The 13,740-nt window shown below is 63.8% G+C and carries 12 protein-coding genes; 11 read left to right on the top strand and 1 reads right to left on the bottom strand.

The annotated features are described in order from the left end of the window. Positions 1-79: 79 nt before the first annotated feature. The 10 genes from HAHE_RS04930 to HAHE_RS04885 all read left to right on the top strand — a co-directional run bounded on the left by HAHE_RS04930 (position 80) and on the right by HAHE_RS04885 (position 12,456). Positions 80-1,372 (top strand): outer membrane beta-barrel protein, encoded by a 1,293-nt coding sequence (locus tag HAHE_RS04930; protein ID WP_338689087.1) that lies wholly within the window; start codon positions 80-82, stop codon positions 1,370-1,372. Between the two features lie 13 nt (positions 1,373-1,385). Further along, the gene (locus HAHE_RS04925; RefSeq protein WP_338689086.1) at positions 1,386-1,958 is read left to right on the top strand and encodes a polysaccharide biosynthesis/export family protein; all 573 of its coding nucleotides are present in this window, start codon (positions 1,386-1,388) and stop codon (positions 1,956-1,958) included. A 23-nt stretch (positions 1,959-1,981) separates the two neighbouring features. Continuing rightward, the gene (locus HAHE_RS04920) at positions 1,982-4,174 is read left to right on the top strand and encodes a hypothetical protein (RefSeq protein WP_338689084.1); all 2,193 of its coding nucleotides are present in this window, start codon (positions 1,982-1,984) and stop codon (positions 4,172-4,174) included. A 213-nt stretch (positions 4,175-4,387) separates the two neighbouring features. Beyond that, positions 4,388-5,791: a sugar transferase gene (locus HAHE_RS04915; RefSeq protein ID WP_338689082.1), complete on the top strand. Its 1,404-nt coding sequence runs from the start codon at positions 4,388-4,390 to the stop codon at positions 5,789-5,791. A gap of 28 nt (positions 5,792-5,819) precedes the next feature. After that, complete coding sequence (locus HAHE_RS04910) at positions 5,820-7,169, top strand: hypothetical protein (protein ID WP_338689081.1); 1,350 nt, start codon at positions 5,820-5,822, stop codon at positions 7,167-7,169. Positions 7,170-7,226: 57 nt separating this feature from the next. Next, the gene (locus HAHE_RS04905) at positions 7,227-8,771 is read left to right on the top strand and encodes an excinuclease ABC subunit UvrC (protein WP_338689080.1); all 1,545 of its coding nucleotides are present in this window, start codon (positions 7,227-7,229) and stop codon (positions 8,769-8,771) included. A 70-nt stretch (positions 8,772-8,841) separates the two neighbouring features. Then, the gene (locus tag HAHE_RS04900; protein WP_338689079.1) at positions 8,842-9,360 is read left to right on the top strand and encodes a hypothetical protein; all 519 of its coding nucleotides are present in this window, start codon (positions 8,842-8,844) and stop codon (positions 9,358-9,360) included. 28 nt (positions 9,361-9,388) lie between these two features. Continuing rightward, positions 9,389-10,942, top strand: coding sequence for a thiamine pyrophosphate-binding protein (locus tag HAHE_RS04895; protein ID WP_338689078.1), 1,554 nt, complete (start codon positions 9,389-9,391; stop codon positions 10,940-10,942). Then, complete coding sequence (locus tag HAHE_RS04890) at positions 10,939-11,913, top strand: MBL fold metallo-hydrolase (protein WP_338689077.1); 975 nt, start codon at positions 10,939-10,941, stop codon at positions 11,911-11,913. The genes HAHE_RS04895 and HAHE_RS04890 overlap by 4 nt, the downstream gene beginning before the upstream one ends. 36 nt (positions 11,914-11,949) lie before the next feature. Further along, positions 11,950-12,456 (top strand): hypothetical protein, encoded by a 507-nt coding sequence (locus HAHE_RS04885; RefSeq protein ID WP_338689076.1) that lies wholly within the window; start codon positions 11,950-11,952, stop codon positions 12,454-12,456. Positions 12,457-12,612: 156 nt separating this feature from the next. Here the strand turns inward: HAHE_RS04885 and HAHE_RS04880 are convergent, their stop codons facing one another. After that, on the bottom strand, positions 12,613-13,086 hold the full coding sequence (locus HAHE_RS04880) for a hypothetical protein (protein WP_338689075.1): 474 nt from the start codon (positions 13,084-13,086) through the stop codon (positions 12,613-12,615). A 57-nt stretch (positions 13,087-13,143) separates the two neighbouring features. On the opposite strand from HAHE_RS04880, the gene HAHE_RS04875 reads away from it, so the two are divergent. Further along, positions 13,144-13,734: a YceI family protein gene (locus HAHE_RS04875; protein ID WP_338689073.1), complete on the top strand. Its 591-nt coding sequence runs from the start codon at positions 13,144-13,146 to the stop codon at positions 13,732-13,734. Positions 13,735-13,740: the final 6 nt, after the last annotated feature.

Here is a 13,740-nt window from a genome sequence, read left to right as displayed (position 1 = left end):
CGTAAGGCGGATCAGCCCGATATTCCTTGTTTTCAGACTTCTAACCCGCCACCATCTCCCGCCCATCCCCCCCTTATTCATGTCTCCCCAGCGGTCAGTCCCCTCAGGATTGCTGGCACCCATTCTCGTCCCCCTTCTCTTGGGAGCGAATGGGGTGTCCGCGGAGGACCACATCTCGATGGATGTCGAATATGAGCCGGTCGAGCAGGGGCGTTTGGAGTCGGATATGGCGCCGCTGGTCGACGATGCCGGTCGAATCGACGACCGGGTCGAAGGGCAGGAGTGGCTGGCGCCGCGTGACGAACCGAAGCCCGCCGACCCTGAGGGCTGGGATCTCGGTCTCGAACTGGAGGCAGCCTACGACGATAACATTTTCCTCACCGCCACCTCCCCGGAGTCTGATCTCGTTTTCACCGTGACTCCGAAAGTGGGGTTCGTGGCAGGACAACGTGAAGATGAAGGTGCGTATTTGCGCGTAGCCTACCGACCGAGTGTTGTTCTTTACCTCGACAACAGCGATGAGAGCCGGGTGGACCATCGTTTCGAGGGAGTGGCCGCCCTGAACGGGCAGAAGAGTTCGGTGGTGCTTTCCGGCAACCTCGACCGACTGGGAGATGCCACGCCGGACATCGGCACCCAGTCCGACCGCACCGAGTATGCCAGCGAACTGCGGTTGGCATGGAAGCCGAGCGAGAAGCTTTCGCTCGAGCTGGCCGGTGGAATCGAGTGCACGGATTACGACTCGCGGGGCCTGTCGGACTCCAAGCTGACCTACACCGAGTTCGCGCTCCGCTACGCCTACTCTCCGAAGACGACCTTAGTCGGCGCGGTCGCGGCCGGGAAGGTCGAGGTCGACGGTGCCGGCGACCAGGACTTCCAACGGGCCACCGCGCGCCTGATCTGGCAGCCGCGCGAGAAGCTCACGGTCGACTTTGAGGTCGGGGTCGAGCGCCGCGATTACCCGAGTGGATCGGATACCTATCCGGTGCTTGAGGGGCGGATCGCCTGGCAGCCGAAGGAAGGGACCGAGTTGTTCCTCGGCGGCTACCTGAGGGAGGAAACCTCCGCCGTTTTCCCTGGCCAGAATATCGAGATCGCAGGCGTCAGTGGCGGCGTTTCGCAGCGGTTCGGCGACCACTGGACCGGTCGCTTCGAAGCTGGCTACGAATCTGCTTCCTACAAGCGTGTCTCGGGTACCGGTCTGGCCGGCCGCGAGGACGACATCTTCTTCATCCAGCCGAGTCTCGACTACCAGGTGAACGAGCACTTCCGCATGGGCATTTTCTATCGCTACTCCCGCAACGATTCGAACGGCGCCGCCTTCGGCTACGACGCCAACCAGTTCGGCATCAACGCCTCTTACGACTTCTGACCCCGTCCCCGTCATGAACCTCCGTCCTCTCCTCCTCATCCTCACCGTCCTTGCCGGGCTGGCGTATCCCGCCGCCATGGGCCAGGGCGAACGCGCATCCGGTTCCATCGGCAGCCGTGACAGCGTGGAAATCACCGTCTTCCGCGAAGATGACCTGACCACCCGTGGCCAGCTCTCGGCAGCCGGCACCATCGACATACCGCTGATCGGTGCGGTCAAACTGTCCGGTCTGACGACCAGCCAGGCCGCCCGCGCGATCGAGGCCAAGCTGCGCGACGGCTACCTGGTCAAGCCGGAGGTCACCGTGTCGATCACCGATCGTGTGAGGAAAACCGTCACGGTGCTCGGCCAGGTCCAGAAGCCCGGCGTTTTCCGTCTCGATCCCAACCGCCAGTTGACACTGGTCGAGGCCCTCGGCATGGCGGGCGGGATGACCCGGATCGCCAACGACAAGAAAGTCACCCTGAAACGCCGCGGCAGCAGCCAGCCGCAGCGGATCAACGTCCGGTCCATCACCTCGGGCGAAGCCAAAGACATCACGCTCCGGGACGGTGACATCATCACCATCCCCGAGAGCCTTTTCTGATCACCCCCCAACGCACCCCTCCGATGAACGCTCCCATCGTCCCCCCGGGCAAGAAGCCCACCGGCGAGCTGACCACCGACCGCTCCCCGGCCGCCAAGGATCCGACCTTCTACCTGCCGAAGCTCGAGCTCTCCCGATTCGTCGGCGCGCTCGTGCGTCGCGGCTGGATCGCTGTGTTCTTCATGCTGCTGGCCGGCGTCGCGACATGGTTCGTCCTCGACCGCATGCCGAAGACCTACCTCTCGACCGGTTCGGTTTACATCAGCACGCAGGCTCCGCAGTTCTTCGACATCCAACCGGTCACGCCGGAGGAGTCCCGCGAGCTCGAAGAGATGCTCTCGGTCGAGCAAGGCATGCTTTCGTCGACCCTGATGCTCCGGGTCATTGAGAAGGAAGGCCTGCAGGACGACCCGACCTTCGTCGAGCCGGGCACCAGCCTGCAGGGGACGCTCAAGAAGCTCACGGACAACGTGAAGATCGCGCTTCGTCGGGGAACCCGGATGCTGGATATCGCCGTGGAAGATACCGACCCCGAACGCGCCCGGCGTCTTGTCGGCTCGATCAAGGACGAGTACGAGATCCTCAGCGAGGAGCGCCAGAAGTCGCTGATGGAAAAGGCGAGCCAAGAGCTGACGCAGAAGGAGGATTCCCTGCGCCTGAAGCTGGCCGGTTCCGAGGCGGAGCTGCAGAAGTTCCGGCAGAGCCATCCCGTCCCGGGGCTTGCCGGGGTAGGGGGATCAGGAGCCGATCCGCTGGCCGTGCTCACGACCCGTCTGACGCAGGCCAAGACCGAGCGGCTGCAACTCGAAGCCGAGCGTGAAGCGTTCCGGAAGTTCGATGCCGGAGATCCCGATGCCCTCGCCGGCCTGACCCACAGCGAGCAGAGCGCCGAAGTGCTGACCTTGGTTCGCGAGCTGCGCGACAAGGAGCTTCAGTTTGACCGGGTCAAGGAGCGGTACCTTCACAAGCACCCGACCTACAAGGAGGCAGCCGGTGCGGTTGCCAGCCTGAAGGAAAGTCTCGGCACCGCAGTCCGCACGGCGGGCGAGGCGATCGAGAAAAGCTACCAGGTCGCGGTCGAAAACGAGTCGAAGCTCAAGAACGCGGTGGAACTCGCCAGCACGGATGCGGTTGGCGTCGAAGGTCTGAAGTCGGAATTCGCCAAGCTGGCGCGTGAGGTCGAGAAGGACCGCGAGCTGCTGGAGACCACCTCGACCAGCTTGCGCAACATCCGTCTGATCGGGCTCGTCCCGACTTCGATCCTCAGCTGGCGCGAGCAGCCGCTCGCTCCCGAGAAGCCGTATCGGCCGCGCAAGATCCTGCTGACGCCTCTCGCCGCGATGGGTGGATTCTGCTTCGGACTCCTCGTGATCGTCGGACTCGAACTCGGCGACCGCCGGGTGCGCGACACCGCTGCGGTCAGCCGCGCGACCGGAGTGCCGCTGCTGGCCCGGGTCCCCGATGGTGGAGGTGACGGACTGGTGATGCTTTCCAATCCTGGCTCCGAAGCGGCCGAGGCCTTCCGCCGGCTGCGGGCGGTGCTGATTCCTCCGACTCCGGAGGGCAACTTCCGCACAGTGGTATTCGCGAGTGCCCGGGCAGGTGAGGGTGCGTCGTTCTGCGCGCTGAACCACGCCGTTTCGCTGGCGGTTCAGGGCTACCGAACGCTGTTGGTCGATGCCGACCTGCGCAAGCCGGGTCTCAGCCGCGACCACCTCGGTGAGCCGGGTGGCGACCGCGGTCTCGGTGCCTATCTGGCCGGTGAGGCGACCCCGGCGGAAGCCTGTGTCCGGACACCGGTCTCGAAGCTCTACCTGATGTCTTCGGGTGAGATGAAGAGCGATGCCGCCGAGCTTCTCTCGGGCACCCGCTTCCCGGCACTGCTCGAGGAAGCCTACCGGTGGTTCGACCGGGTCGTCATCGATGTCCCGTCGGTCCTTGCGACCAGCGATGCACAGGCGGTGGCCCGCTACGCCGATCGTGCCTGCCTCGTCGTTGGCAAGGGCGGTAGCGACAGCCACGATTTGAAACACACCGCCGATCTGCTGCGTTCCTCCGGAGCAAATTTGGTCGGCTTCGTGTGGAATGAACATCCCGCATCGGCAAACGGCGGTCCGAGCATCGCCGTGGCACGCAAATCGCTTGCCGACGAGCCTGTCGATCACTCCGAAGCGCCCCCGCGCAGCCTGTCCCTTTCCCCTGATCAGCTCTCATGACATTGACTCCCCCGGTCATTTCGTTTGAGAATACCGAGTGCTCCGCCCACCCAGTGGAGCACGGCGCGGGCACCGTCCCGTGTTCTTCCCCCCATCCCCCCGAACATGAAAACAGCCGAATCCGAAAGGACGGGCGCTCCCCCCGCGTGCCGTCCCCCCATTGTCCCACCTGCTGAAGGGCGCTACGCCCTCCGCCATCGCCACCGTGCCTGGGTGGCTCACCAAAAGCTGGTTGCCCTGAGTTTCCTCGGCGACGCGGCAGTGGTGATGATGGCGTTGCTCACCGCCTACCTGCTCCGCTTCGAAACCGGGCTGGCTCAGGTCGGTGTGACGAACGCGTCGATGGAGCTGCGCAGCTACCTCGGCCACGTGCTGCTGGGCAGCGTGTCGCTGATGTTCTTCCTCGCGAATTTCCGTCTGCACGACCCGCGCTACTTCCTGGCGATCCGCCGGACGCTGCGGTCGATCTTCAAGGCATGTGCGATCTGGCTGGCGGCCTTCCTGAGCGTCACCCTGTTGCTCAAGATCGATCCACCGATCAGCCGAGTCTACTGTCTGCTCGCGGCCGGTGGTGCGATGTTCGGCCTCGGTCTCTGGCGCTGGCTGCTCTATTGCCTGATGCGCCGCGAACCGATCGCCTCGGCATTGCGTCAGAAGGTGGTCTTCATCGGCTGGAATTCCGAGTGCGAGCGCACGGTTGCGCGCTTCTCCCAAGGGCGCGCGCACCGCTACAGCGTTGCCGGCGTGATTCTGCCGGAAGGGCTCGGGACGGAGGATTCGATGCCTCCCAACGAGGTGCCGGTACTCGGCGAGTTCTCGGAGGTCCGTGAGATCATCCGCGAGTCGGGCGCGGACATCGTGATGGCGGTCGACTCCTCGCTGAGCCGCGAATCGATGCTCGAGCTTGCCGAGACCTGCGGCAAGGAGTTCATCGACTTCAAGTTGGTGCCGAGCTGTTTCCAGATCCTCGTATCCGGCCTGCAGTTCGAGAGCATCCATGGCATGCCGGTGCTCGGCATCGGGCGCCTGCCACTCCACCACACCTTCAACAACATCACCAAGCGGTTGGTCGATATCTGCGGTGCGATCTTCGGCTTGTTGGTGGCGGCGCCGATCATGGCGGTGTTCGCGACCCTCGTGTATCTCGAGTCGCCGGGCTCGGTCATCTACCGCCAGCGTCGGATCGGCCTCAACGGCCGGCCGTTCGACATCCTCAAGATCCGCAGCATGAAGCCGGATGCGGAAGTGGCCGGAACTCCGGGGTGGACGGTGCAGGACGATCCGCGCCGCCTGAAGGTGGGCGCATTCATGCGCGCATGGAACATCGACGAGCTGCCCCAGTTCTGGAACGTGCTGCGCGGCGAAATGAGTCTCGTCGGACCCCGTCCCGAGCGCCCCGAGCTGATCGAGGGCTTTAAGGAGGAGATCCGCCACTACAACGTCCGTCACAACGTCAAGCCGGGCCTGACCGGCTGGGCGCAGGTGCACGGACTGCGGGGTGATACCTGTCTGAAAGAGCGGGTGAAGTTCGACCTCGACTACATCGAGAACTGGAACTTCTTCCTCGATTTCCAGATCATGGTGATGACCCTGATCAAACGCAAAGGTGCCTGCTGACACCGCCGAGCTTCCTCCACTCCGCGAAATGGATACGATCTGCGGTGTGGAGCCGGACGAGCGACAGGAACACGCGTCGAGGCGGGATCGATCGATCCGCCTCGCCGTGGTCACCTCGTTTGTTTCGAAGGCGGGGACCGGGCTGCTCCAGTTGCTCGCGATTCCTTTGGCGGTCCGGGTGATGGGCCGGGCCGAGTTCGGGATCTACACGAGTGTCAGCCTCGCGCTCTCGACCGTCCATCTTCTGGAGGTTGGGATCGGACCGGCGCTTGCCCACGGCATCTCGTCCACGGGGGCGAGCGGCGATATCGCGAAACGCAGGGCACTCGCGTCGACCGCCTTCTTCCTGATGCTCGGCATGGCGCTGCTCACCGGGTTGGTGCTCGGCGGTGTTCTGGCGACCCTGCCGATCGACACGCTTTTCGGCGACGACTACGCCGGCACCGGCGACGTGATGCGCCCGGCCCTGTGGCTCGGCCTCGGGTTGTTCATGATGCTGTTCCTGCTCAATCTGACCGACCGTATGCGGGAAGGATTGTTGGAGGTGGCGAAGACCAACATGTGGGGGGCATTTGGCAACGTGCTTGCGGCGGCTCTTGTCGCCGGAGGTATCTGGTTCTTTCCGCAGGTATGGTACCTTGTGCTCGCGATCCATGGATCGGTGGTGATGGCCAAACTGTGCAATACGGTCGGGCTCTGGCGGGGGCATCCGAACCTGATACCGCGACTGAAGCTCTTCGACCGCAGCATCGCCCGGCACCTGATCGGCGATGGCTTTGCCTTCGCGACCTGCTGCCTGCTGGTCGGTGTGGTGGAGTTCAACTTCTGCGGATGGTTGGTAGGTCGTGACGGCGGACCCGAGGAGGTCGCGCTCTACGGACCACTGATTGCGTTGACGATCATGCAGCTCGGGTTCGTGATCATGCTCAGCACGCCGACCTGGCCGGCGGTTTCCGAGGCGCTCGCCCGTGGAGATCACGATTGGGCGAGGGGTGCGGCTAGGAAACTCTACCTTTACGGTGGCGGGATCGCCTTGGCCTCGGCGACCGGTATCATCCTCATCGGTCCGTGGGGCATGCATCTGTGGCTCGGGGACGAGTTCTCTGCCGTCGGCCGACCGGTTCTCGCCGCCTATGCGTTCTACTTCGCGGCTCATGTCTGGCGTCATCTGAACCACGCGCTGATGATCGGTACCGGCCAGGTCCAGCGCCTTGCCCGCGTGCAGTTTGTCGAGACCGGCGTGCTTGCGGTGGCGGCTTACCTCGCCCTGCATTTCGGCGGCATGACCATGATGCTGCTGGCCATGGGTGGGACGATTATCCTTATTACCGGCTGGATCCTGCCGATCCAGGTCCGCCGCAAGCTGCGGGAAGGCTGAACGTCTCCAAGTTTTCCGGTTGCGCCCTCGCTCCGTCCGCCGCCTATTTCGGCAAGGGTGGCCGTCGATCTGAAAGCCAAGCTGCGGGAGGTCCCGCACCAACCCGGGGTGTATCTGATGAAGGATCGTCTCGGGTCGATCATCTATGTCGGCAAGGCGCGGGACCTTCGGAAGCGATTGTCTTCTTACTTCATGGCGTCGCGGAAAACCCGGGCCGACTTGAAGACGCGGGCGCTGATCGACACCATCGCGGACTTCGAGATCCACCAGGTCCGCAACGAGGCCGAGGCACTCCTTCTGGAAGGCAAGCTGATCAAGGACTATCGCCCGCGTTACAATGTCTCGTTCCGCGACGACAAACGCTTTCTGCTGGTGAAGCTCGATCCGTCCGAGCCCTGGCCAAGGTTCGTGCTGACTCGTTTGAAAAAGGAGGACGGAGGTCGCTACTTCGGTCCGTTCGCGCATTCCGGAGCGCTGCGTGCGACGATCAACTGGGTCAATCGTCGCTACGGCCTCCGGGTGTGCCGCCCACGTGTGCCGGATGAGGTCGCCTACAAGCATTGCAATGCGGACGTCATCCGGAACTGCTCCGCGCCCTGTGTCGGGCGGGTCTCTCGCGAAGACTACATGGCAAAGGTCGACGAGGCCTGCGACATCCTCTCCGGCAAGGGGCGGCGGGAGGTTTTCCAAGAGATCGAGGACGAAATGGAAAAGGCGGCGGGGCGATTGGATTTCGAGAAGGCGGCGCTGTTGCGCGACGTGTTGGACAACCTGCGCAAGACGCTGAATCCGACCCGCCAGTTCACCCGGGGGCGCGGTGTGCCGACGACGGTGAAGCCCATCGAGGATCTCGCCGAACTTGGCGAGGAACTCGGACTGGAGGGTCCGCCTCGGGTCATGGAGTGCTTCGACATTTCGAACGTTTCCTCGAACCACATTGTGGCGTCGATGGTGCGCTTCACCGAAGGCAGGCCCGACAACCGGAACTACCGCCGCTACCGGATCCGCACGGTGGAGGGGCAGGATGACTTCGCCTCGATGGCCGAGGTGATCCGGCGACGCTATTCGCGGATCCTCAAAGAGAACTGGGAGGCGGTTCCCGATCTCGACGATTCGCAGGAAGACATTGTCGAGATCCAGAGGCGGCTTGCGAAGGAAGGGAGGGCGAAAATCGTGCTTCCCGACCTGGTGATCGTCGACGGCGGCAAGGGGCAGCTCTCATCGGCAGTGAGGGAGCTGCGCCAACTCGGTTTGCATGAGTTGCCCGTCATCGGCCTCGCGAAGCAGCGTGAGGAAGTCTTCGTTCCGGGAAAAAGCGAGCCGATCCTGATTCCCCACGAGCGGGGCGCACTGAAGTTGCTGCAACGGATCCGCGACGAGGCGCACCGGTTCGCCAATGGCTACAATGAGTTGCTTTACCGTCGAAGGATGAAGGAAAGCGTCCTCGACGATTGCCCCGCGATCTCGCCGAAGCGGAAGCAGCAGTTGCTCGAGAAATTCGGCAGCGTCGCGCGCATCCGTAAGGCGAGCGTCGGCGAGCTTGCCGCCCTTCCCGGAATTTCCGAACGCAGCGCCGAAGCGATCCTCGATTGGCTGGGTTAACGGGCCTTTGCCCTCATTTTCATCCGACGGTCATCTTTGTTTCACAGCAAGGGAGGACGGTCTCCATGTGATGAAACGGATACGCTGGATGATCGGAACGGTCGTGGTCGGGCTGGTGGTCAGCGGGCTGACCGCGTTCCCCTTGCTGCTCGAACTGAACGTGCTGGCGGCCCGGCTGGACCTGTCGACCGAACTCGGTTGGTGGATCCACTACGTCCGTGATGGCCTTGCGGCGACTTACGCGTCGTATCCTTTCGTCGCCTACGGCACCGACTGGCTCGCCTTCGCCCACTTGGTGATCGCGATGTTCTTCCTGCTGCCGTGGAAAGATCCCGTCCGGTACGAAGCGGTCCTATGGGTAGGCGTGGCGGCTTCCGTGCTGGTGCTTCCTTTTGCCTCGGTGTGGGGAGCGATCCGGGAGATCCCGCTCGGGTGGCGGGCAATCGACGCTTCGTTCGGTGTCCTTTGCCTCATTCCGCTCGGTCTTGCCATCCGCTGGACCAAGCGGCTGCGGATGGGGGAGCTGAAGGGCGGCTTTCCCGTGATGAAGTCATCATCCGAGTCGGTCCCGAAGATGCCGATTTCATAATCGGCGCTCCATGCTCTAGCATCGCGCCGTGACGGTTTGGGAAACGGCGGTGGAGACGGTCCGCAATTGCCTCGAGCAGGGGATTCGCGAGTTCGTGGTGTGTGCCGGCGCGCGGAATGCGGTGCTGGTGGAGGTGCTGGCTCAGGCCGAAACGGCGGGCCATGTCACCCTCCGCCGCCATTTCGAGGAGCGCTCGGCGGCATTCTTCGCGCTGGGCCGTACGATGTCCGGGGAACCGTGTGCGGTGGTGACGACCAGTGGAACCGCGGTGGCCGAGCTTCTGCCCGCAGTGATCGAGGCCTGCTACCAAGGGCGGCCGCTGGTCCTGCTGACCGCTGACCGGCCGGCACGGTTTCGCAACACCGGTGCACCCCAGTCGATCGTGCAGCCGGATATTTTCGGCGGCTACGCCGGCAGCGGTGACTGGGAAAACTGGGACCGCCGCTCTCCATGGCATGTGAACGTCGAGCTTGAGGAAGAATTCGAGGTGGGTGAATGGGGAGGGCCGGGGTTTGTCGCGTCGGGAGCGTCGCCCGTTTGGCCGCGTCTGGCGGTCTCCGCGCTCGCGCGCTGGCTGAAAGACGACCTCTACCTCGGATTGGTCGTCATGATCGGCGAGTTGGAGCCGGAGGATCGCGAGCCGGTGTATCACTTCATCCACGACCTGAAGGTGCCGGTTGTAGCGGAAGCGACGAGCGGGCTGCGCGAGGCGCTCGCGCCATTCGTGCTGCCCGATCCCGATCGGGTTCTGAAAGCCGAGCCGCCCGGCAAGGTGCTGCGACTTGGGTCCGTGCCGTCCGGACGTTTCTGGAGGGATCTCGAAGACCTGCCCGAGACCGACGTGTGGAATGTCACCCGCAGCGGATGGCCGGGACTGGCAAGGGAGACGCATACGATCCATGCGCCGGTCGGCCAGGCGATCCGGGCCCTTGGTGAGGTCGAACAAGCCGATGATGCCCTCGATTATCTCGTCGAACGTTCCCGGCGGGCGGCGGAGACCGATGAACTGCTGCAGGCCTATCCCGACAGCGAACCGGGCATGCTGCGGACCCTCTCCCACTACGCCGCTCTGGGGAGCGGGCTGTTTCTCGGCAACAGCCTGCCCATCCGCGAGTGGAACCTTTTCGCCCAGTGGGACCGGCCGATTCCGGAGACCCGCGCCAATCGCGGGGCCAACGGGATCGACGGTCAGATCTCGACCTGGCTGGGATCGTCGGCATCGAAGAAGGACGCGTGGTGCGTGATCGGTGACCTGACCGCTCTCTATGATCTCGCCGCGCCGGCGATGCTCGGACAGATCGAGCGCGAGGGCCGGGTGCTGGTCGTGATCAACAACGGCGGCGGCAGAATATTCACGCGGGTGCCGCGCCTCCAAGCGATGAACGAACGGGCGCGCGAGCTGATGCTCAATGCCCACACCCAGTCGCTCGAAAACTGGGCGGCGATGTGGGGTATGGGCTACCTGCGAGTCACCGGCCAGGACGATTTCGACGGCCTCGAACCCGGTGAAGTGCCGCTCTTGGTCGAACTCGTTCCTTCCGAGAAGGAGACCGCGGCGTTCTGGGAAAAGTTCGATGCATGAGCGAACGCTTCGAGAACCCGTGGGCGCATCCGAGGCATCGATTTCGCGACGTCCTGCGGTGGAAGCTCGGGGTGGAACCGGGCGATCCGGAAAGCGGCGCTCCGGACCGGCCCGCCCGGAGCGTGCCATGGAGCCCGCAGCCGTTGCCGGCTTCCGGGTGGCGCGCGACCTGGTTCGGGCATGCGTCGTTTCTGCTGGAGGGCGAAGGTCGCCGGATCCTGGTGGACCCGGTGTTCTCGGATTACTGCTCTCCGTTTCCCCTGCCGGGGCTGAAGCGGTTTGTGCGTCCGCCGTGCACGCTGGATGATCTTGGTTCGGTGGATGCCGTCCTGCTCAGTCACAGCCACTACGATCATCTCGAGCTCCCGACGCTCCGTCGTTTCGGTCGGGATACGCCGATGGTGGTCCCGGAAGGTCACGGCAGATGGCTGGAGAGGAAGGGCTTTCGCCAGGTGATCGAGCTGCCGTGGTGGTCGGTCGGGGACTTGCTTCCCGGAATCCGCGTCACCTCCACACCGGCGCAGCACTTCACGGCCCGGACCGCATTCGACCGGAATCGGGGGCACTGGTGCGGCTACCGGATCGATGCATCGGGCTTGAGTCTCTGGCATGCGGGGGACAGCGGCTACTGCCCGGTATTCCGGGAGATCGGTGAGAGGTTGGGTCCGGTGGACTTCGGGATGATCCCGATCGGCGCCTACTCGCCGCGCTGGTTCATGAAGCCGGTCCACATGACGCCGGAAGAGGCGGTTGAGGTGTTCCGGAATGTCGGATGCCGTCGGGCCGTCGGGATGCATTGGGGCACCTTCCGGTTGACCGACGAACCGATGGGCGAGCCGCCGATCCGTTTGCGGGCCGCTTGTGAGGCCGCCGACGTGGCGGGTTTCGTCACCGGAGCTGTCGGGGAATCGTGGGAAATTCCGTTGCTCCGATCGGGAGGGGCTACGGATGACGGGGATTTCACAGCTTGAATCGACGAAAATCGGGGGGATGATCGCTACATGGGCATGAGCCTCGATCCCAGCCGCCGTCGGCGTGCGGGGCGGACCGCTTTCACCAGCGGAACCGTCGGGAGAAGGCTTTTGGTCGTGGCCGGGTTCCTCGCGATCAGTCTTGCATGGATGCCGGCGCTTATGACGAGCCTGCTGGCGCTGGGTGACCGTTCGGGGGATCACGAGGTTCTCTGCTCCGTGACCCGTGGCGGCTTCGAGGTGACACTTCACCATTCGCCGGGAGAGGCGGCCGATCACCGGCACAGTTTGCTCGAGCGTGTGCTCATTGGAAAAGCGCGGGGCGGTGACCCCGACCATCATCTCCGCTTCTGCCACGATGATCAGCTTCCCGAAGACGATACCTGCGCCTTGCCGCAGGCGGTGGTCCCGGCTGATTGTCCGGCCTTCATCGTCCACCGGGAAATCCCGGCGGATGATCGTGCCGACCCGGCCTTTGCCGGATTGTTCCATGACTGGCGCGGGCCGCCCGAGATCTGGCGAGGTCAGGTCATGAGGCTTTGAGGACCGGAGTCGCCGGGCGTCCACATCGCGGACGGCCGGCACTGTGGGAAGTCCCGTTCGGGACTATCCAATTGCTCCCAATCCTCACGTCTCCGCCTTGTGCACCATCAGACCCTAGCCCGTTCCGCTACCGAAGCTCTGCCAGCCGCCGGCTCCTCACTTGAGGTAAGCGTCGATCCCCTCGCTGGCGGGATTCCAGTATTTGATCGAGGAGATCTTCCCTCCCGACAACTTCAGGACGGTCACCTTGCCCTGCTGTTCCGGGAACTTCGCGATCAGCGCGGCATCATCGCCAAGAATGATGCGGTGGGCATACTTCTTCATCTTCGGCAGTGCGAACATCCGGCCGACACCCGGCATGCCGTGGATGTTGGCCATGTAGACGGCCTTCTTGCCGGGCAGGTAGTGCGCTCCGAGGGTCGTCAGCACCGCGTTGGCCGCCTTGCCGGTGTCCATGTCGTGGCTGACCAGCAGGAAGCGCGTTCCCTTGGTGTCGAGCGTGAAGTCCTTCTTGTGCTGATCCTTGGCGGAGAAGGCAGCGATCTTTTCACCTGCGGCATACGGGTCCGCGAGGCAAGGGACCAAAGCGAAGGCGGCGAACAGCAGGGCGAGCAATGAACGAGTTCTCATCAAATTCTTAAGAAGCAATCCGCACGAAGTATCACCATGCAAACCATTCACAAATCCATGATCCCCGTGCTTCGGGAGAAGAAGCACCCGCTGGCCGGAAACGCCATGAAGAAATCCATCGGTCTCGCGATTTGCGGGCTGGTTCTGGGAGCGGCCGCGCATGCGGAAACGCTCAAGGTCGACAAGACCCGCAGCCGCATCCAGGTCGATGCCAAGGCGACCGGTCATTCGTTCACCGGCACGCTCGGCGACTTCACAGCCAAGGTGAGCGGCGACGCATCGAGTCTGGCGCCCACGGGCTTTTCCCTGAACTGGACCTTCGACCATCTGAAGACCGGCAAGGAGGATCGCGACGACGAGATGATCAAGTGGCTCGGCGGCGGCAAGCCGGCGGGATCGTTCAGGTTCACCAAGTCGTGGAAGGACGCGGGCGGCCGGACTTTCGCCATGGGCGAGATCACCATCCACGGGATCAGGAAGACGATCTCGTTTCCCTACACAGCGAAGAAAGACGGTCGCTGGGTGACGATCGATGGCACGGCCTCGCTCAACTACGAGGACTTCTCGCTGCCGATCGTCCGGGCGATGGCGGTGATGACGGTCGATCCCCAACTGACCGTGCGCTTCCACGTGGTCGGCAAATACTGAACGATC

Source organism: Haloferula helveola (assembly GCF_037076345.1).
Taxonomy (GTDB): domain Bacteria; phylum Verrucomicrobiota; class Verrucomicrobiia; order Verrucomicrobiales; family Akkermansiaceae; genus Haloferula; species Haloferula helveola.
Note: the sequence above shows the minus strand (reverse complement) of the source record. Positions and strands in the feature narration are given on the sequence as shown.

Coding starts and splice junctions, on each gene's coding strand:
- HAHE_RS04900 (WP_338689079.1), top strand. CDS start 8,842: ATGAAACGGATACGCTGGATGATCGGAACGGTCGTGGTCGGGCTGGTG.
- HAHE_RS04880 (WP_338689075.1), bottom strand. CDS start 13,086: ATGAGAACTCGTTCATTGCTCGCCCTGCTGTTCGCCGCCTTCGCTTTG.
- HAHE_RS04890 (WP_338689077.1), top strand. CDS start 10,939: ATGAGCGAACGCTTCGAGAACCCGTGGGCGCATCCGAGGCATCGATTT.
- HAHE_RS04920 (WP_338689084.1), top strand. CDS start 1,982: ATGAACGCTCCCATCGTCCCCCCGGGCAAGAAGCCCACCGGCGAGCTG.
- HAHE_RS04925 (WP_338689086.1), top strand. CDS start 1,386: ATGAACCTCCGTCCTCTCCTCCTCATCCTCACCGTCCTTGCCGGGCTG.
- HAHE_RS04910 (WP_338689081.1), top strand. CDS start 5,820: ATGGATACGATCTGCGGTGTGGAGCCGGACGAGCGACAGGAACACGCG.
- HAHE_RS04930 (WP_338689087.1), top strand. CDS start 80: ATGTCTCCCCAGCGGTCAGTCCCCTCAGGATTGCTGGCACCCATTCTC.
- HAHE_RS04885 (WP_338689076.1), top strand. CDS start 11,950: ATGAGCCTCGATCCCAGCCGCCGTCGGCGTGCGGGGCGGACCGCTTTC.
- HAHE_RS04875 (WP_338689073.1), top strand. CDS start 13,144: ATGATCCCCGTGCTTCGGGAGAAGAAGCACCCGCTGGCCGGAAACGCC.